Genomic DNA, 17,788 nt, shown 5'->3' with positions numbered 1-17,788 from the left:
AATTTCCGCGGCAAGGTCATTCCCCTTGCCGATATTCGCCTTGCCTTCGGCATGGAAGCGACCGGCGCCACCATCGACAGCCGCATCATCGTTATCCAGATGGATCTTGACGGTGAGGCGACGCTGATCGGCCTGCGCACCGACAAGGTCTACGAAGTTACAACGCTGGCCCGCGCCGCCGGCGAAGCGCCCCCGAGCGTTGGTATGCGTTGGCGCGCTGACTACATCAACTGCCTGGTCAAGCGCGGAGGCGAGTTCATCATCCTCCCGAACCTCCAGGCGATTTTTTCATCCCGACGAGAACGTCCGACCAGTTCCGCCGCAGCGATTTGACGGTCAGGAGAGAACCCATGCGATTTACCATCAAGCTCAAACTGATTCTGGCATTTGGCTTTATCATGGCCATGCTGGTTGCAACCGCCGCCTACGGCATTTTCAGCCTCGGCGGTCTCAACACGACCCTCGGAAACGTTCTCGCCGGACCCGTCACCCGTTTGAAACTGGCCGAAAAGCTGAACATCATGCAACTGCAGCAGATCCGCCAGCAGAAAAACATGCTGTCGGCCACCAGTGCGACAGAGATCGACAGATATGTCGGCATGAGCGACAGCGCGCGGGCCAGCTTCGACAAAACATTCACGGACGTGGAAGCCAAGGCCACCGAACAGGGCAAGGTGATGTGGGCCAAACTTCACGGGTTCACGGTTGAATTCCGTCGCGAGGATGACCGGGTGAGAGCCCTGATGCGCGCAGGCGACAGTGCTGGTGCGCTGCGGGTATCAACAACCGATGCACGTCAGGTTACCAGCGAGATCGACCAGCTTCTCGAAGAGGTCGTCAAACTCGAGGAAGGCCGTCTCGCCGAGGCCGATGCCGCTGCCGAGCAACAATATTCAAGCACGCGAACCGTCATGGTTGCCGTCGCATCGCTTGCGCTCCTGATTGCAACCATTGCCACCTTCTGGATCATTATGACGATTAACCGCGGCCTCCGCCGTGCGGTGGTCAGCGTTCAGAACGTTGCGGACGGAGATCTCACCAATTTCGCCGAGATCACCAACAAGGATGAAATCGGCCAACTGCTTGGTCATGTCAACACAATGATCGAGCGTTTGCGTGGCATCGTCGGCGATGCGCTGTCGGCTTCCGACAATGTCTCCTCCGGCAGCCAGGAACTCTCCTCCAGCTCGGAACAGCTGAGCCAGGGCGCCACCGAACAGGCCGCCGCCGCCGAGGAAGCCTCTGCATCGATGGAAGAAATGGCTTCCAACATCAAGCAGAACGCCGACAACGCTGCCCAGACCGAAAAGATCGCCCGCCAGTCGTCCAAGGATGCCGAAGCCAGCGGCGAGGCCGTCGGCCGGGCCGTTGCCGCCATGCGCACGATCGCCGAAAAGATCTCGATCGTCCAGGAAATCGCCCGCCAGACCGACCTGCTTGCCTTGAACGCGGCGGTGGAAGCCGCGCGTGCCGGCGAACACGGCAAGGGCTTTGCGGTTGTTGCCTCGGAGGTGCGCAAGCTGGCTGAACGCAGCCAGGCGGCTGCCGCCGAAATCAGCGCGCTCTCCGGATCGACGGTCACGGTCGCGACGGAAGCCGGCGATATGCTGACCCGTCTCGTTCCAGACATCCGCAAGACGGCCGAGCTGATCTCCGAAATCTCGGCCGCCTGCCGCGAACAGGACATCGGCGCCAGCCAGATCAACGAGGCCATCCAGCAGCTCGACAAGGTGACCCAGCAGAACGCCGGCGCCTCCGAACAGATGTCGGCAACGTCCGAAGAACTTGCCGCCCAGGCGGAAGAGCTTCAGGCCAGCATCGCCTTCTTCCGCGTCGACACCAATGGCCGCAGGGACCAGGTCGTCGCCAAGAAGACGGCGGTCGTTGCTTCGAAGCCGGGCATCAAGCCTGCCCAAAAGCGCGTCGCTCCCATGGCTGGCCGTTCGGACCATTCGGTATCGGCACAGCAGGCTCGCGCCAACGGCTTCGCGCTCGATATGTCGATGGGCGGACCGGATGCCGACGACCGCGATTTCAGGCAGAGCGCATAAAACGATGTTTCCAAGGGACGGTGGACGAACAATCCACCGTCCTTCGGCAGAATTCCCAACGTGTGTAGGCGTTGGCTTGACGATCCTGTCAGTCTCACGGCGGTGAATGCCGTCGCCGCCAGTGAGAGCCGCATTTTGACGCGCCGTTCAAGACGCTCCGTCATTGCTGCCAACTCGGAAATTTTGGGGAATAACATGCGCCTTACCATCAAGATGAAACTCGGCCTGGTTTTTGCGATTGTTATCGCACTCACCTGTGCGATGGCAGCCATCGCTATTGTCAACCTGTCGTCCCTCAATGCCGAAATAACGAAGATGGTGGAAGGGCCGGTTGTCAACCTCAGGGAGTCAAGTGATCTCTCGGATGCTTTTCTGCACGCGATCCGAGCCGAGAAGGATAGCATCATCACCACCGATGCTTCCAAGATCATCGGATATGTCAACGAGATCGCCGAGCAGCGAACGATCATCGCAGAGCAGCAGTCAAAACTTGAAGCGTCGGACGACCCGGATATCACCGACAGGATGAATCAGCTTTCAAAGCTCTATGTGAGGTGGGCGACCTTGCAGGACAACATCATGGCACTGGCTCAGCAGAACACGCCGGAATCGACTATGCGGGCAGGTGCCATCTCCATGGGCGAAGGCCAGCAGATCGTGGTGCAGATTCTGGAGAATCTCGCGCAAATCAACGATACGATCAAGAGCAATGTCGAGGAAACGGATGCATCGACCGACGCGCAATATGCGAACGCGCGGACCCTCCTGATCGGCATGGCTATCGGTGTCGGCGTCCTGTCATCCGCCTTCGCCATCTGGATTGTCCTTAACATTTCGCGCGGCCTTTCCCGTGCCGTCAAGCTCGCCGATGCCGTCAGCCTCGGTGATCTCAATCAGGACATCCTATACAAAGGTAATGATGAAATCGGCGATCTCGTCAGCTCGATGAAGCGCATGACGGACAATCTGCGCAACACCTCGGGTGTTGCCGACCAGATTGCCGAGGGCGATCTGTCGAGCGATGCAAAGCCGCTCTCTGACAAGGACGTCCTTAGTTTCGCCATGCAGCGGATGATCACCAACCTGCGTGTTACCGCAAGCGTTGCAGGTCAGATCGCCAATGGCGACCTGACCGTCTCGCCGAAGCCGCAATCGAGCAAGGATACACTGGGTCTCGCCTTGGAAAGCATGGTCGAGCGTTTGCGTGGCATCGTCGGCGATGCGCTGTCGGCTTCCGACAATGTCTCCTCCGGCAGCCAGGAACTCTCCTCCAGCTCGGAACAGCTGAGCCAGGGCGCCACCGAGCAGGCTTCGTCCGCTGAAGAGGCATCCGCGTCGATGGAACAGATGGCAGCCAACATCAAGCAGAACGCCGACAATGCCGCCCAGACCGAAAAGATCGCCCGCCAGTCGTCCAAGGATGCCGAAGCCAGCGGCGAGGCCGTCGGCCGGGCGGTTGCCGCCATGCGCACGATCGCCGAAAAGATCTCGATCGTCCAGGAAATCGCCCGCCAGACCGACCTGCTTGCCTTGAACGCGGCGGTGGAAGCCGCGCGTGCCGGCGAACACGGCAAGGGCTTTGCGGTTGTTGCCTCGGAGGTGCGCAAGCTGGCTGAACGCAGCCAGGCGGCTGCCGCCGAAATCAGCGCGCTCTCCGGATCGACGGTCACGGTCGCGACGGAAGCCGGCGATATGCTGACCCGTCTCGTTCCAGACATCCGCAAGACGGCCGAGCTGATCTCCGAAATCTCGGCCGCCTGCCGCGAACAGGACATCGGCGCCAGCCAGATCAACGAGGCCATCCAGCAGCTCGACAAGGTGACCCAGCAGAACGCCGGCGCCTCCGAACAGATGTCGGCGACGTCGGAAGAACTTGCCGCCCAGGCGGAAGAGCTTCAGGCCAGCATCGCCTTCTTCCGCGTCGACACCAGTGGCCGCAGGCAACAGGCCGTCGCGACGAAACCGTTCGCCCAAGGTTCCAAGGCGATGGGAACACCTGCCCACAGGCAGCCAGCGCCAACGGCCCGCCGTCCCGACCACTCGGTTAACGGACAGCAGTCGCGCGTCAAGGGCTTTGCCATCGACATGTCGATGGGTGGGCCGGACGCAGATGATGCAGACTTCAGGGAAAGCGCTTGATCATGACGACACCCGCATCGGAATCCCAGTTCGTTACGTTCTGCCTCGGCGATGAAATCTTCGCCGTGCCGGTGGAAGTCGTACGCGAAATCCTCGATCACGAAGACGCCTTCAAGATTCCCCATGGCCCCGACTATCTGCTGGGGCTGAGGGATGTGCGCGGCCAGGGCGTGCCCGTCATCGATCTCCGTCTTCGCCTCGGCATGACGAAGACGGAGAAGACGCCGCACACGCGCATTCTCGTTCTGGACGTGCCGATGAACAGCCGCATGCTGACACTCGGCCTCGTTGCTGACCGGGTGTTCGAGGTCGTGCCGTTCCGTCGCGAGGAAATCGAGGGCGCGCCGGACATCGGCGTCCGCTGGCAGTCCGACTATATTTCCGGCGTCGTGCGCCGGAACGGCGGCTTCGTCGTCATCGTCGATCTTGCCCGGCTGTTTTCCAGCTCGGAAAGCGCCTTGACCGGTGTTGGCGCCCAATCCCTCGAATTTGCCTGACGGAGACATCACCTGTGGGAGCAGTATTGACGGCGCAGGCTGCGGATGACCGGTTGAGCAACCGGAATTTCGAGGCACTGGCGCGCTATATCTACGATTACAGCGGCATCAAGATGCCGGCCAGCAAGTTGACGATGCTGGAAGGGCGCCTTCGCCGGCGTCTGCGGGCAACCGGCATCGAAACCTTCAACGACTATTGCGACTTTCTGTTCAGGCACGGCGGGATCGAAACGGAATCGATTTATCTGATAGATGCCGTGACCACCAACAAGACTGATTTCTTCCGCGAGCCCAAGCATTTCGAGCACTTGCAGCAGATCGGGCTGCCGGAACTCTACGCCGCCGGCCACAAACGCATGCGGTTCTGGAGTTCGGCCTGTTCGACCGGTGCCGAACCCTATACGATGGCAATGGTACTGGCCGAGTTCGCCGTTGAAAACCGTGACTTCGAATACAAGATCCTGGCAACCGATCTGTCCACCGACGTCCTTCAGGTTGCCCGGCGCGGCATCTATCCCCAGGAGATGATGGGTCCCGTTCCCGCGCCGTTGAAGAAGAAATACGTCATGATGGCCCGGGACGCGGAGCGCAGGGATGCCCGTGTGGTACCGAAATTGCGCGCGACCGTCGGCTTTGCGCGGATGAACCTGATGGACGATGCCTACAAGGTGGGCGACCCCATGCACGTGATCTTCTGCCGCAACGTTCTGATCTATTTCGACAAGCCAACCCAGGCCGCGGTCTTGTCGCGGCTTTGCGACTGCCTTCTGCCCGGCGGATACCTCCTGATCGGCCATTCCGAGACAGTGACGGGCATCGACCTGCCGATCCGGCAGGTTGCCAACACAGTTTTCAAGAAAGTCTGACAGCGGCCGATGGCGAAAAAGATCCGTGTCCTCATTGTTGACGATTCAGCCAGCATCCGGCAGGTCCTCACCCGAATTCTCGAGCAGGATCCGGACATTGAGGTCATGGGGGCAGCCTCGGATCCTTTCATGGCCGCCAAAAAGATCCAGGAAGAAATACCCGACGTCATCACCCTCGATGTCGAGATGCCGCGCATGGACGGCATCACGTTCCTGCGCAAGCTGATGTCGCAGCGGCCGATTCCGGTGGTCATGTGCTCGTCGCTGACCGAGGCGGGCTCCGAGACCCTGTTGCAGGCGCTCGAAGCCGGCGCCGTCGACGTCATTCTCAAGCCGAAGATCGGCGCTGCCGATCATCTGGCGGAAGCCGGCATGCAGATCCGCGAAGCCGTGAAAGGTGCAGCGCAGGCGCGCATGGGGGCATTGAGGCGCACGTCCGCAACGGATGCGCCCACGGCCAAGTTGACCGCCGATGCGGTCTTGCCGCCGCCCAGCGGCCGGGCGATGGCCAAAACCACGGAAATGGTCGTCTGCGTTGGCGCCTCTACCGGCGGCACGGAAGCGCTCCGGGTCTTGCTCGAGCAACTTCCGGCCAATTCTCCCGGCATGGTCATCGTCCAGCACATGCCGGAAAAATTCACGGCAGCCTTTGCCAAGCGGCTGAACGGCCTCTGCGAGGTCGAGGTCAAGGAGGCGGAAGACGGCGATCCCGTCCTGCGCGGTCATGTGCTGATTGCACCGGGCGACCGTCACATGATGCTGGAGCGTCAGGGCGCACGCTATCACGTTTCCGTCCGCGCGGGGCCGCTTGTCTCGCGCCACCGCCCGTCTGTCGATGTCCTGTTTCGCTCTGCCGCGCGAGCCGCAGGCGGCAATGCCATGGGCGTCATCATGACGGGCATGGGGGACGACGGTGCGCGCGGCATGCAGGAAATGCACGTAGCCGGTGCCTTCACCGTGGCACAGGACGAAGCGACGTCGGTGGTTTTCGGCATGCCCAAGGAGGCCATCGCCCATGGGGGCGTCGAGAGAATTGTCCCGCTTGAACAGATCGCCCGTGAAATTCTTATGGCGGACAAGCGGCACTGACATGCCGGTCCGGACGTCCGCCATGGTTTGGAGGTTCCGCAAGGCATGGCAATCGACCCGGACATGGCGATCGACCGGGCTGATTTTACGATTTGTTAACCATAATTGGGAAAGATGATCGCGGCGCACCATGCAGTCGAGGCGCGTTCCAGAGCGATGATCCGGCTCAAGAACCCTGTCGAGGATCGACTATGCCCGTCATTACATTCGCCAACACCAAGGGCGGCGCCGGCAAGACCACCGCGGTTCTGTTGGTGGCGACCGAATTGCTGCGCCAAGGGTTCAGGGTAGCCATTCTCGACGCCGATCCGCAACACTGGATCACGCAATGGTACGAGAAATCGAATGCAGCGACGCTGGCGGGATTGTCGGTGGTTTCCTATGTCACACACAGCACCATCGACAAGCATGTGCGCGATTACCGTGACACGGTCGACTATGTGCTGGTCGATTTGCCGGGCGCCCGCAACACCCTTCTGGCGAAAGCCATCGGCTATTCGGATCACGTGATCATCCCCGTCCAGGGCTCTGCCATGGACGCACAAGGCGGCGCGCACGTCATCGAACTGCTGCAGTATCTCAAGATGAAGGGTGATATCCGCATTGCCCATTCCGTCGTTCTCACCCGCGTCAATTCGATGGTGACGACGCGGGCGCTACAATCCGTCAAGGAATTGCTGGCAGCACGGCACGTCAACGTTCTGGACACGCCGATCATCGAACGCTCTGCTTTTCGTGATATCTTCGGCTGTGGCGGCACGCTCTACACCATGGACACGCGCAAGGTCAGCAATCTCGACAAGGCCCGCGAAAACGCCGAGACCCTGGCACGGGAAATCATACGTCTGGTCCCGGCAAAGACCGTGGCAGCCGTCGCCAGTCAGGACAAGCTCTGCCTGCAGAGCGCCGCTTGAAGGCCGCCGCTTGACCGTGCGCGGTCGCCGAACGTCATTTCTGTTAGACAAGCAGGTTGAAGACGCAAGCACGGGGAACTTGCGACCCGAGCGGTTCGCAGAGATGTTACCCGAAAATGTCAAACCGTCGCGACGAGAGGTGGCATCCGGCAACGACAATGCCGAACGCTGTTGCTTCAGTTGCGTGGAATTTCTGACAATATCGTCGGTTCTTCTAAATTGAGCTAATTTCCTGTCCACCATAATGTCTCCGGACAAGCCGCTGTGGGCGGCGGCCGGGAGAGGCGCGGGCAGGTTGCCGCGTTCTCCGGGAGGAGACGATATCATCGTCACCGCCGTATTTCGCGGCATGTTCATGGAGGCCTTTGACAAAAAGGACTGGCCGGCGGCCATCCCCAAGCCTCAGGTCAAGGTCGACCAGTTCCTGGTTGATGTCTGTCGGTTCATTCGTGCCGTCGAGACGGATTTCCACGTCGGAATGTTGATCGAGAAACACGCTCAATCGAGGCCGCAGCCACCTGTTGGAGAGGGTCGGCACGGCGCGGATGGTCAACGTCTCCACCGACCGAAAGCCCCTGATCTTGCCGGTGGCCCTTTCAATATGTTCGATCTGGTCGGCCATCATAGAGATGTAACGCTCGCCGTCCTCCGTCAGGGCAATGCCGCGGCCCGCCTATGCCCGCAGCGTTATCCCAACCGAACTTCAAGAACCTGGATCTGCTGACTGACGGCTGACGGCTGACGGCGTGACGCTAAGCGCCTCAGCTGCCCGCGATAAACCGCCGCATCACGCAATGCTGCAATGCAAAAATCGCGTTTCAGACCTGCGAGAGCGTCAGGCATGATGCGGGACGTGTAGAGACGAGGAATGTTGTGATGAAGCCAATTCAGCAATCGAAATTCGCTATGTTCCGCCAGAAGATGTGGGTCGCAATGGTAGCCTCGCGCGAGCGCGAGGTCCGACGTGTTCTGAGAGCGCGCGGTCTCGACACCTGAGACGGATTTTGCGACTGACGATCGCGCCGCTGCGACTTTGACCACTGCCGCTGACCAGCGTGCTTGCGGAGCCATTGAGCCTCTAGACGGCATTTGGGTCGCCAAGGCTGCAGAAACGTCGGCTCAACGACGAGGTCGAAGTGATACAATGACGGTCAATGTCCTCGCCGGGTTGGTGGTGGTGCTAACCCGTTGCAAGCGCGACAGCGTGCCTGCCTCCTCTTTCCCGATTATCGGCTGTAGCGGCGCAGTTTGTTGAGATCGCTCTCGATAGGATGCATCTTGATGGAAGCAAGTTCCGGTCAATCGTTCAAATCGCTCTCTGAACGGCGGGCTTTGCAAGTCTTCATTCCGGCTCCCGGCAACCCGTCATCCCATCATTGATGGGTCTGGTTCGGCCATGCAATCTTGGATATTACAGAGAGCGGATGCTCCGTTTTCGAATGGCACATTTTTGCGAGTTATTGTCTGTACCTGCAGCATTTGCTCACGACCATTAGGGGCTGCTTAACAGGTAAGCCTTTAAAGTCGATCGTAGCGGGGCCGGGAGCGACAGGGGACGTTTGAGATTTTACAGTCGTGCTACAAAGCGCAATTGGAAAAGGAAGAGCAGGCGTCAATGTTGCCTTCAATGGCTGCGAAGTCTTGAAACATTCTCACGGCTACAGAGGCATCATGTCCATACGCATTCGCCTACTCACCTGCATCTCGTTGCTGACAACCGTCATCGTCGTCATATCCTCCTTTGCCTTCTACGCCTTGCAAGAACAGTCAAAGCTCGCCAACGCCATTGTCGTTGATCGCGTCGAGCCCATGGAGCAGCTGAAGATCATCAGTGACAGCTACGCTGTCAACATTGTCGACACCGCCCACAAGGTTCGCAGTGGAGCCCTGACGCCGGAAATGGGCGTTTACAGCATCAACACGGCGCTGGCGGCTATCAACGAACAATGGACGATCTACCTCGCGACAACGCTGACGGCAGAAGAAAAGCAGATCGCGGATAGCTTCGATCTGGAGCGGCAAAAAGCAGATGCGGGCGTGCAGGAGCTTTTAAAGATCCTTTCGGCCAAGGATGCCGCCGCACTGGTAGGCTTTGTTGACTCCAAGCTGTATGCGACGATCGATCCGCTCGGCGGGGACATCTCCAAGCTTGTGGAACTGCAGATCCGGGTTGCCAAGGAGAAGCTGGACGAGGGCAACAGCCTGAAGAGCTTCCTGACAAACTTCATGTTGACGCTGTCGCTTGGCGCCGCTTTTGTTGCCATCTTCTCCGTATGGACAGTCATCGCCGGCGTCATACGCCCGGTCAATTCCATTTCCGGCGCCATGAGCAAGCTGGCAAATGGCAATCTGGATGTTGAAATCTACGGTGAAGGCCGGAAGGACGAAATCGGCACAATGGCGACGACCGTTGCGATTTTTCGCGACAATGCCCGCGAACGGGTCCAGCTCGAACAGGACGCCGCGTCCAATCGGAAGCTGTCGGAGAGCGAACGGGTCGAGCGTGAGCGCCTGCAGGTGCAGGAAGCTGCGGAGGTAAGGTTTGCCGTCGACAGCATCGGACATGCCCTTGGCCAGCTGGCAGATGGCAAGTTGAACTTCCGCATATCCGAAACCTTTGTCGAGCGTCTCGATTCGGTGCGTGCCAATTTCAATGAAGCCGTTTCCAAACTCGAAGACGCCATGCGCAGCGTCGGGCAGAACGCCCAGGCGATCGCTTCTGGCTCCAACCAGGTCCGCGCCGCGGCGGACGATCTGTCGAAGCGGACCGAACAGCAGGCCGCGTCCGTCGAGGAAACGGCCGCCGCCCTCGAACAGATCACAATCACCGTCTCCGATTCCAGCCGTCGCGCCGACGAAGCAGGCAGGCTGGTGATCCAGACCCGCCAATCGGCAGAGCATTCGGGTGAGATCGTCAGCCGCGCGGTGCATGCCATGCACGATATCAAGACCTCCTCCAACGAGATTTCCAACATCATTGGGGTGATCGATGAAATCGCCTTCCAGACCAACTTGCTCGCCCTCAATGCGGGCGTCGAGGCAGCGCGTGCGGGCGATGCCGGCAAGGGCTTTGCAGTCGTGGCCCAGGAGGTGCGGGAACTGGCGCAGCGGTCGGCAAATGCGGCCAAGGAGATCAAGGCACTGATCAGCAAGTCCGGCGAGCAGGTCAAGAATGGGGTTGATCTCGTCACGGAGACCGGCAAGGCGCTGGAAAAGATCGTGTCCCAGGTTCAGGCGGTCAGTCTCAATGTCAGCGCGATCGTCGAGAGTTCCAAGGAACAGGCAACCGGCCTCAAGGAAATCAATCATGCGGTGAACACGATGGACCAGGGAACCCAGCAGAATGCAGCGATGGTCGAGCAATCGACGGCCGCCAGTCACTCGCTGGCCAAGGAGGCTGAGGCGCTCTTCCACCTGCTCGGCCGGTTCGAGGTTGGCCGGGACCAGGCCGGCGCAGCAATGCGGAATGGTGCGGGCGGCGCAAGCCATCACGGCGCTCCAGCCTCGCCGGCACGCCGGTTGATCAATCGCGTTTCAGGTGCCTTCCAGGGAAACAATGCCCTGAAAACAGACCAATGGCAGGATTTCTGAACTGGTTAGCCTGCCCAATGCCATAAAAAGAGAGTGCCGCTCTTCCGCTTCTGTCACAGGACGCCGAAGGTGCGGCAATCGCAACGCTGAAACCCGGACATCAGTCGACCGGAAATGACGTCTGCAATGGCCGAGAAGCCAGACCCGAAGGCACTCTGTCGATATCAGTTCGGAAAAATGGTGCTGCTAGAGAGATTTGAACTCTCGGCCTCTCCCTTACCAAGGGAGTGCTCTACCCCTGAGCTATAGCAGCATCGTGCAGAAGCGGATCAGTGTCCGTTCCATGTGGAGCGAGGGCCTATTGCCATAGCTTTCCGGGGAGCGCAAGCAGCAAATCGCAGTTTCCATCATCATCGGGGGAAAACCGGAGACAGACTACCGGTGCCCGTGCATTTGCGCTATTTGACGGACCATGCAGCAGGATGACGACCAGACGGACAGATCAGTGAGCGCTTTGGCCGACGATGAGGGCATGAGCCCTGAGGTGCGCCGGCGCGCAGAGGAGCGCAAGGCCCGTGCGGCAAAGACGCTGCGCGACAATCTCATGCGGCGCAAGCAGCAGGGCCGCGCCCGTCGTGCCGGGGCGGCCGACGAGACCTTTGGCCTGCCTGCCGCAAAAACGGACGATTCTGCGGATTAGTCAAGCCAGGGTGGGGCGATCGCGCGCCACCTGTCGCGCCCCGCCTGTCGGCAAGGCTTCTATTTTCGCTGCGTATCCTTTAAGGAGGCGCACCTTCACATGCACGGACTGCTTAGGAAAGGCGGGCACGGCCCGTAGGAACCATATGGATCGTATCAGAATTACGGGCGGCAACGAGCTTCACGGCATCATTCCGATCTCCGGCGCGAAGAACGCAGCCCTGCCGCTGATGATTGCGTCGCTTTTGACCGACGACACGCTGACGTTGGAAAACGTGCCGCACCTGGCCGATGTCGAGCAGCTTTTGCGCATTCTCGGCAATCATGGCGTCGATGTCTCGGTCAATGGTCGCCGCGAGCGCCAGGGCGAAAGCTATTCGCGCACCATCCATTTCACCTGCCGCACGATCACCGATACGACGGCGCCCTACGAGCTGGTGTCGAAGATGCGCGCGAGCTTCTGGGTGATTGGCCCGCTACTGGCGCGCGAGGGCAGAGCCCGCGTGTCGCTGCCGGGCGGCTGTGCCATCGGCACCCGGCCGGTTGACCTGTTCATCGAAGCGCTGACGGCGCTCGGCGCCAATATCGAAATCGACAGCGGCTACATCAATGCAACGGCGCCGAAGGGCGGCCTTGTCGGCGCGCGCTATGTCTTTCCGAAGGTCTCGGTCGGCGCCACCCATGTGATGATGATGGCAGCGACCCTTGCCAATGGCCAGACCGTGATCGGCAATGCCGCCCGCGAGCCGGAGGTTGTCGATCTCGCCAACTGCCTGATCGCCATGGGTGCAAAGATCAGCGGCCACGGCACCAGCACGATCACCATCGAGGGCGTATCGTCGCTGTCGGGCGCGCGCCACCGCGTCCTGCCGGACCGCATCGAGACCGGCACCTATGCGATGGCCGTTGCCATGACCGGCGGCGATGTCGTGCTTGAAGGCACCGATGGTGCGCTGCTGGAAACGGCGCTCGAGGCGGTCCGCCGCGCCGGTGCGACGATCACCCAGACCGAAACCGGCCTGCGCGTTGTGCGCAATGGCGGCGCGATCAAGCCGGTCGATGTGGTGACGGATCCCTTTCCGGGCTTCCCGACCGATCTGCAGGCGCAGTTCATGGGCCTTATGACAATGTCCAACGGCGTGTCGCATATCACCGAGACGATTTTCGAAAACCGTTTCATGCATGTCCAGGAACTGGCCCGTCTGGGTGCCAAGATCTCGCTTTCGGGCCAGACGGCGAAGATCGAAGGTGTCTCGAAGCTCAAGGGCGCGCCGGTGATGGCAACCGACTTGCGCGCCTCGGTGTCGCTTGTGATCGCCGGCCTTGTGGCGGAAGGCGAGACCATGGTCTCGCGCGTCTACCATCTCGATCGTGGCTTCGAACGGCTGGAAGAAAAACTCAACGCCTGCGGTGCCAATGTTGAGCGCGTCAGCGACTGACCGGCATCCCTCCGGGTTTCGCTCCTGTTGCGGTTTGGTCCCTGGCGTCCTATCTCCTCTGGCAGATCGCGGCGCATTATCCGCCGAACAAGGAACAGGAAGAGCATGGACAATCTGAAGCTGATGGCGCTGGACGCCGAGGATCTGGGGGTTGTCTCCGCCCATGTCCAGGATGCGGTGCTGAAGGTTCCGGGGCTGGCCTATGATGGCCGCTCCGGCCAGTTTAGCGTCGTCGTCAACCGGTTCGTCTGGGAAACTGCAGAGCGCCGCGGCAATGCCTTCGAGCGTCGTCGCGCCGTGCTCTTGTTCAAACGCGTCCGCTCTGTCCGCTCCATCGGCTTCAGCCGCACCGATACGGAAAAGGTGCTGGCGCTCCTCGCGCTCCAGTTCGAACAGGCTGGCGATGGGCCGGAAGGCACGCTCGAACTCGTGCTGGCCGGCGAGGCCTCGATCCTCCTCGATGTGGAATGTATCGAGGTTCAGCTTGCGGATACCGGCGGAGCATGGGAAACCAGTTTCAAACCCCGGCACCCGACCGGCGATTGACAGACTGCCGGTGGCCGGGCCGTTCGCGGCGGCTTCCGGCTTTGGAAAGCAAGGACGTCACGGCATTGGCTATCAGGCTGGATTTTCTCGACGGCGACTTCGAAACGCGTTTCGCCGCCTTTCTCACCACCAAGCGTGAAGTGTCCGAGGACGTGAACGCAACCGTGCGCACGATCATCGACGATGTCCGCCTGCGCGGCGATGCGGCGCTTGCCGATTATTCCAAACGCTTCGACGGTATCGATTTTTCCGAAACCGCAATGGCCGTTACAGAGGCAGAGATCGATGCGGCGATCGCCCTTGTCGAGCCGGAGGTTCTCGGCGCGCTCAAGGTGGCGGCCGTTCGCATCGAGGCGCATCATCGCCGGCAATTGCCCAAGGACGATATCTACGAGGACGCGATGGGCGTCGGGCTTGGCTCGCGCTGGACGCCGATCGACGCCGTCGGCCTCTATGTGCCGGGTGGCACCGCCAGCTATCCGAGTTCGGTTCTGATGAACGCGCTGCCGGCCCGCGTTGCCGGCGTGCCGCGCATCGTCATGGTGGTCCCGGCGAAAGACGGCCAGATCAATCCGGCGGTGCTGGCCGCCGCCCGCATGGCCGGCGTCGAGGAAATCTACCGCATCGGCGGTGCGCAGGCGATCGCAGCGCTTGCCTATGGCACGGAAACGATCGCGCCGGTCGCCAAGATCATGGGCCCGGGCAATGCCTATGTGGCGGCCGCCAAGCGCCATGTGTTCGGCACCGTCGGCATCGACATGATCGCCGGCCCGTCCGAAGTGCTTGTCATCGCCGATGGCAGCAATGATCCCGACTGGATCGCTGCCGATCTTCTCGCCCAGGCCGAGCACGATACCGGTGCCCAGTCAATCCTGATCACAAACGATGCCGGCTTTGCCACCGCCGTCGAAAACGCCGTCGAGCGCCAGTTGAAGACCTTGCCGCGCGCGCACACGGCAAGCGCCAGCTGGCGCGATTTCGGCGCCGTCATTCTCGTCCCCGACCTTGAGGATGCCGTACCGCTGGCCAATCGCATTGCCGCCGAACATCTGGAGCTGGCGCTCGACGATGCCGATGCGATGATCCCGAAGATCCGCAATGCCGGCGCCATCTTCGTCGGACGCCACACGCCGGAGGTCATCGGCGATTATGTCGGCGGCTCAAACCATGTGCTGCCGACGGCGCGCTCGGCACGGTTTTCCTCCGGTCTCGGCGTGCTCGACTATATGAAGCGCACCTCGATCCTGCGGCTGGGCGTCGAGCAGCTGCGCACGCTTGGGCCGGCGGCCATTGCCCTTGCCCGGTCCGAGGGGCTGGAAGCCCATGCGCGCTCGGTCGCCATCCGCCTCAATCTCGGGGATGAAGGATGAGCGGAAGCCATCGTCTTTGCGATGTCGTGCTGGACGAGACGATCGGGCGTTCGACGCCGGACGTCGAGCACGAACGGGCAGTGGCGATCTTCGATCTCATCGAGGAAAACAGTTTCGAGCCTGCCGGCCACCCCGGCGGCCCCTATCGGCTGAACCTTTCGCTGATCGAGAAACGGCTGGTTTTTGCCATCACGACGGAGACGGGCGAGGCTGTGGCGACCCACATCCTGTCGCTGACGCCGTTCCGGCGGATCGTGAAGGACTATTTCATGATCTGCGAAAGTTATTACGAGGCGATCCGCGCCTCTACGCCAAGCCAGATCGAAGCCATCGACATGGGTCGGCGGGGCATTCACAACGAGGGATCGCAGACGCTGATGGACCGGCTTTCCGGCAAGATCAAACTCGATTTTGATACGGCACGCCGTCTCTTCACACTCGTCTGTGTCCTCTACTGGCGCGGATAGAGGCGATGATGGCGCCCTTCGCAAACCCGGCTGAGGAAAGGAAGGCGCCCCGTTCCGTGCTGTTCATGTGCGGCATGAATGCGATCCGCTCGCCGATGGCCGAGGCGCTGGCCAAGGCGATGATGCCGGCTGGAACCTATGTCGCTTCGGCCGGCGTTCGACCGGGCGAGCGTGATCCCTTCGTCGATGTCGTCCTGGAAGAGATCGGCTTGACGGTCGGTCGCCACCAGCCGCACACGCTGGACGAACTGGAAGACGACTATTTCGACCTGATCGTCACACTGGCGCCGGAGGCGCATCATGCGGCGCTGGAACTGACACGATCAATGGCAATCGATGTGGTCTATTGGCCGACCCCCGATCCGACGGTCGCGACCGGCACGCGCGAACAGATCGTTTCGGCCTATCGTGAGGTCAGAAATCACCTTGCTCTGCTGCTCAAGCATCGTTTGCTTGGACAAATGCCGGAGAAGATGGCATAGCGCCCTGACAAAACCGGCAAATGTGACAAAACCGGAAAAACGGATCGCTGCTGTTCACAAAACCGCGGCGATTGTGTAGTTTCCGCCAAATTTTTCAAGGACGCTTTGGCGTCCGTACCGAAGCACAGAAAGACATATCCTAGATGGCGAAAGAAGAAGTCCTCGAATTCCCGGGCGTCGTGACCGAATTGCTGCCCAATGCGACATTCCGCGTCAAGCTCGAGAATGAACACGAAATCATCGCGCATACCGCGGGCCGCATGCGCAAGAACCGCATCCGCGTGCTTGCTGGCGACAAGGTTCTCGTCGAAATGACGCCCTACGACCTGACCAAGGGCCGCATCACCTATCGCTTCAAGTAAGCCGGGTTTCGCGCTGCTTTTCTCGTTGCATTCCGATTGGACGGTCCGGCTGACATGGCGTTGACACAAAAGCTCATCCTGGCATCCGGCTCGCCGCGGCGCGTGGAACTGCTGGCGCAGGCCGGCATCGAGCCGACGCGGCTGATGCCGATGGATCTGGACGAGACACCGAAGCGCGCGGAGCATCCTCGCTCGCTGGCCTGGAGGCTGTCGGCCGAAAAGGCTCGTGCGGCGCAGGCGGCGGTCAAGGGCGAACCTGCCTTTGCCGGGTGCTACATCCTGGCCGCCGATACGGTGGTCAGCGTCGGTCGTCGTATCCTGCCCAAGCCGGATCTTGTCAGCGAAGCCTCGAGCGCGCTGCATCTCCTGTCCGGCCGCAGCCACCGTGTCTATACCGGCGTCTGCCTGATCACGCCCGATGGCAAGCTGCGTCAGAAGATCGTCGATACCAAGGTCCGCTTCAAACGCCTGTCCGGGGCGGATATCGAAAGTTATCTCGCCTCCGGCCAGTGGCGCGGCAAGGCGGGTGCCTACGGGATCCAGGGCATTGCCGGCAGCTTCGTCGTCAAGCTGGTGGGCTCCTACACCAATGTCGTCGGCCTGCCGCTCTACGAGACCGTCAATCTTCTCGGCGGCGAGGGCTACAACATCCATGACAGCTGGCTGGAAGGTTGATCGTCATGACTGCTGACAAGAAACAGCCGGGCTCCAATGTGGAACCTTTGCGCAAGGCGCGTCCCTGTGCCGAATGCGGGCGGCCCTCGCATCGCGATCATTATCCCTTCTGTTCGGATCGCTGCCGCAACATCGATCTCAACCGCTGGCTGAGCGGTTCCTATGCCATCCCCGTGGCCGACGACGAAGCGAAGGCGGATGGCGGCGACCCCTGAAATTGACGGAAATGCCGGAGAGTCGGATGTGTGCGCTTTCTGGAAATTTCCTGTCAAAAAAAGGTCATTTGGTGCTGGACACCGTCCGACAAGATGTTATAACCCCGCTCGCTTCCGGGGCAAAACCAAAGCCCCGCGGTTCCTGAAAGGGAACAGACTGCTGTCAAAGCAGAGTTGCCCGGATAGCTCAGTTGGTAGAGCAGCGGATTGAAAATCCGCGTGTCGGTGGTTCAAATCCGCCTCCGGGCACCATTTTTTTCAGCAATTACAGATTATTGGTAAATGGTTCAGCCTGTCGCTTGACGTTGCGTGTGCCGATGTCGAGCATGGCTCATGTTCGAGCGCGCCTCCGACGGGCGAAGATCCCGGCCTTTACGGGGATGGCGGGATTGGCAGCGGTCAGGTGAACGACAGCCCAAGCTCTGCGGCGCCGGGAAGAAAGGCGC

At 60.7% G+C, this 17,788-nt stretch carries 18 protein-coding genes and 2 tRNA genes; 18 read left to right on the top strand and 2 right to left on the bottom strand.

Features of this window, described 5'->3' with window-relative positions; translation table 11 throughout:
• From AX760_RS15515 to AX760_RS15485, 7 genes are all read left to right on the top strand, one after another.
• A partial coding sequence (locus AX760_RS15515) for a chemotaxis protein CheW (RefSeq protein WP_175552075.1) occupies positions 1 to 333 on the top strand: 333 nt, incomplete at its 5' end.
• 17 nt (positions 334 to 350) lie between these two features.
• Positions 351 to 2,051, top strand: a complete 1,701-nt coding sequence (locus tag AX760_RS15510; protein ID WP_071833827.1) for a methyl-accepting chemotaxis protein — start codon at positions 351 to 353, stop codon at positions 2,049 to 2,051.
• 195 nt (positions 2,052 to 2,246) lie between these two features.
• Complete coding sequence (locus AX760_RS15505) at positions 2,247 to 4,190, top strand: methyl-accepting chemotaxis protein (RefSeq protein WP_071833826.1); 1,944 nt, start codon at positions 2,247 to 2,249, stop codon at positions 4,188 to 4,190.
• A gap of 2 nt (positions 4,191 to 4,192) precedes the next feature.
• Positions 4,193 to 4,687, top strand: a complete 495-nt coding sequence (locus tag AX760_RS15500) for a chemotaxis protein CheW (protein ID WP_071833825.1) — start codon at positions 4,193 to 4,195, stop codon at positions 4,685 to 4,687.
• Between the two features lie 14 nt (positions 4,688 to 4,701).
• On the top strand, positions 4,702 to 5,553 hold the full coding sequence (locus tag AX760_RS15495; RefSeq protein WP_071833824.1) for a CheR family methyltransferase: 852 nt from the start codon (positions 4,702 to 4,704) through the stop codon (positions 5,551 to 5,553).
• Between the two features lie 9 nt (positions 5,554 to 5,562).
• Positions 5,563 to 6,642, top strand: a complete 1,080-nt coding sequence (locus AX760_RS15490) for a protein-glutamate methylesterase/protein-glutamine glutaminase (protein ID WP_071833823.1) — start codon at positions 5,563 to 5,565, stop codon at positions 6,640 to 6,642.
• A gap of 191 nt (positions 6,643 to 6,833) precedes the next feature.
• Entirely contained in the window at positions 6,834 to 7,556 is a 723-nt protein-coding gene (locus tag AX760_RS15485) for a ParA family protein (RefSeq protein ID WP_071833822.1), read from the top strand.
• A 214-nt stretch (positions 7,557 to 7,770) separates the two neighbouring features.
• Here AX760_RS15485 and AX760_RS15480 read toward each other — a convergent pair whose 3' ends face one another.
• A complete protein-coding gene (locus AX760_RS15480) occupies positions 7,771 to 8,178 on the bottom strand; it encodes a type 2 periplasmic-binding domain-containing protein (protein ID WP_175552074.1) in 408 nt (135 codons plus the stop codon).
• Between the two features lie 1,049 nt (positions 8,179 to 9,227).
• Between AX760_RS15480 and AX760_RS15475 the strand changes: the two genes are divergently transcribed.
• Positions 9,228 to 11,147 (top strand): methyl-accepting chemotaxis protein, encoded by a 1,920-nt coding sequence (locus tag AX760_RS15475; protein WP_071833820.1) that lies wholly within the window; start codon positions 9,228 to 9,230, stop codon positions 11,145 to 11,147.
• Positions 11,148 to 11,325: 178 nt separating this feature from the next.
• Here the strand turns inward: AX760_RS15475 and AX760_RS15470 are convergent.
• Positions 11,326 to 11,400 (bottom strand) — tRNA-Thr (locus AX760_RS15470).
• A 192-nt stretch (positions 11,401 to 11,592) separates the two neighbouring features.
• Between AX760_RS15470 and AX760_RS15465 the strand changes: the two genes are divergently transcribed.
• From AX760_RS15465 to AX760_RS15420, 10 genes are all read left to right on the top strand, one after another.
• Complete coding sequence (locus AX760_RS15465) at positions 11,593 to 11,787, top strand: hypothetical protein (RefSeq protein ID WP_139276093.1); 195 nt, start codon at positions 11,593 to 11,595, stop codon at positions 11,785 to 11,787.
• 145 nt (positions 11,788 to 11,932) lie between these two features.
• On the top strand, positions 11,933 to 13,225 hold the full coding sequence (gene murA, locus AX760_RS15460; protein ID WP_071833818.1) for a UDP-N-acetylglucosamine 1-carboxyvinyltransferase: 1,293 nt from the start codon (positions 11,933 to 11,935) through the stop codon (positions 13,223 to 13,225).
• A gap of 105 nt (positions 13,226 to 13,330) precedes the next feature.
• On the top strand, positions 13,331 to 13,771 hold the full coding sequence (locus tag AX760_RS15455) for a DUF2948 family protein (RefSeq protein WP_071833817.1): 441 nt from the start codon (positions 13,331 to 13,333) through the stop codon (positions 13,769 to 13,771).
• Between the two features lie 65 nt (positions 13,772 to 13,836).
• Positions 13,837 to 15,141 carry a histidinol dehydrogenase gene (gene hisD, locus AX760_RS15450; protein ID WP_071833836.1) on the top strand — a complete coding sequence of 435 codons (1,305 nt, stop codon included), beginning with the start codon at positions 13,837 to 13,839 and terminating at the stop codon, positions 15,139 to 15,141.
• Positions 15,138 to 15,608 (top strand): UPF0262 family protein, encoded by a 471-nt coding sequence (locus AX760_RS15445; protein ID WP_071833816.1) that lies wholly within the window; start codon positions 15,138 to 15,140, stop codon positions 15,606 to 15,608. Before hisD ends, AX760_RS15445 begins: the two co-directional genes overlap by 4 nt.
• Positions 15,609 to 15,613: 5 nt before the next feature.
• The gene (locus AX760_RS15440; protein ID WP_071833815.1) at positions 15,614 to 16,090 is read left to right on the top strand and encodes an arsenate-mycothiol transferase ArsC; all 477 of its coding nucleotides are present in this window, start codon (positions 15,614 to 15,616) and stop codon (positions 16,088 to 16,090) included.
• A 143-nt stretch (positions 16,091 to 16,233) separates the two neighbouring features.
• Positions 16,234 to 16,452 (top strand): translation initiation factor IF-1, encoded by a 219-nt coding sequence (gene infA / locus AX760_RS15435; protein WP_004435948.1) that lies wholly within the window; start codon positions 16,234 to 16,236, stop codon positions 16,450 to 16,452.
• Between the two features lie 54 nt (positions 16,453 to 16,506).
• Positions 16,507 to 17,127 (top strand): Maf-like protein, encoded by a 621-nt coding sequence (locus AX760_RS15430; protein WP_071833814.1) that lies wholly within the window; start codon positions 16,507 to 16,509, stop codon positions 17,125 to 17,127.
• A gap of 5 nt (positions 17,128 to 17,132) precedes the next feature.
• Positions 17,133 to 17,342: a DNA gyrase inhibitor YacG gene (yacG, locus tag AX760_RS15425; RefSeq protein WP_071833835.1), complete on the top strand. Its 210-nt coding sequence runs from the start codon at positions 17,133 to 17,135 to the stop codon at positions 17,340 to 17,342.
• A 176-nt stretch (positions 17,343 to 17,518) separates the two neighbouring features.
• Positions 17,519 to 17,594, top strand: a tRNA-Phe gene (locus AX760_RS15420).
• The last annotated feature ends 194 nt before the right edge of the window (positions 17,595 to 17,788 follow it).

Origin of the sequence: Pararhizobium antarcticum, assembly GCF_001885585.1 — a bacterium.
In the GTDB taxonomy this organism is placed as follows: domain Bacteria; phylum Pseudomonadota; class Alphaproteobacteria; order Rhizobiales; family Rhizobiaceae; genus Pararhizobium; species Pararhizobium antarcticum.
The sequence above is the reverse complement of the archived record's forward strand: the minus strand, read 5'-3'. Positions and strand labels throughout refer to the sequence as shown.

Coding starts and splice junctions, on each gene's coding strand:
- AX760_RS15510 (WP_071833827.1), top strand. CDS start 351: ATGCGATTTACCATCAAGCTCAAACTGATTCTGGCATTTGGCTTTATC.
- AX760_RS15505 (WP_071833826.1), top strand. CDS start 2,247: ATGCGCCTTACCATCAAGATGAAACTCGGCCTGGTTTTTGCGATTGTT.
- AX760_RS15500 (WP_071833825.1), top strand. CDS start 4,193: ATGACGACACCCGCATCGGAATCCCAGTTCGTTACGTTCTGCCTCGGC.
- AX760_RS15490 (WP_071833823.1), top strand. CDS start 5,563: ATGGCGAAAAAGATCCGTGTCCTCATTGTTGACGATTCAGCCAGCATC.
- AX760_RS15485 (WP_071833822.1), top strand. CDS start 6,834: ATGCCCGTCATTACATTCGCCAACACCAAGGGCGGCGCCGGCAAGACC.
- AX760_RS15480 (WP_175552074.1), bottom strand. CDS start 8,178: ATGGCCGACCAGATCGAACATATTGAAAGGGCCACCGGCAAGATCAGG.
- AX760_RS15475 (WP_071833820.1), top strand. CDS start 9,228: ATGTCCATACGCATTCGCCTACTCACCTGCATCTCGTTGCTGACAACC.
- murA (WP_071833818.1), top strand. CDS start 11,933: ATGGATCGTATCAGAATTACGGGCGGCAACGAGCTTCACGGCATCATT.
- AX760_RS15455 (WP_071833817.1), top strand. CDS start 13,331: ATGGACAATCTGAAGCTGATGGCGCTGGACGCCGAGGATCTGGGGGTT.
- AX760_RS15445 (WP_071833816.1), top strand. CDS start 15,138: ATGAGCGGAAGCCATCGTCTTTGCGATGTCGTGCTGGACGAGACGATC.
- AX760_RS15440 (WP_071833815.1), top strand. CDS start 15,614: ATGATGGCGCCCTTCGCAAACCCGGCTGAGGAAAGGAAGGCGCCCCGT.
- infA (WP_004435948.1), top strand. CDS start 16,234: ATGGCGAAAGAAGAAGTCCTCGAATTCCCGGGCGTCGTGACCGAATTG.
- AX760_RS15430 (WP_071833814.1), top strand. CDS start 16,507: ATGGCGTTGACACAAAAGCTCATCCTGGCATCCGGCTCGCCGCGGCGC.
- yacG (WP_071833835.1), top strand. CDS start 17,133: ATGACTGCTGACAAGAAACAGCCGGGCTCCAATGTGGAACCTTTGCGC.